We start from the raw sequence: 247 nt of genomic DNA on the forward strand, positions 1-247 counted from the left end.
CCACCACCGTCACGGCCGAACAGATCTGCTGGCGGATCGCACGCGGCGTCAGGTTCACGCCGGCCATGCCGACCATGTTCTCGAGCCGCGCCAGTGCGTCGCGCGGCGTGTTCGAGTGGATCGTGGCGAGCGAACCTTCGTGGCCGGTGTTCATCGCCTGCAGCATGTCGAGCGCCTCCCGGCCGCGCACCTCGCCCAGGATGATGCGGTCGGGCCGCATGCGCAGCGAGTTCTTCACCAGCGCGCG

General features: G+C 69.6%; 1 protein-coding gene. It reads right to left on the reverse strand.

The features are described from left to right. The coding region (locus KVT32_RS31020) for an ATPase, T2SS/T4P/T4SS family (protein WP_217619524.1) at positions 1 to 247 on the reverse strand (247 nt) is incomplete at both ends.

The sequence above is a fragment of the Achromobacter sp. GbtcB20 genome (genome assembly GCF_019091095.1).
Lineage (GTDB): Bacteria > Pseudomonadota > Gammaproteobacteria > Burkholderiales > Burkholderiaceae_B > Achromobacter > Achromobacter mucicolens.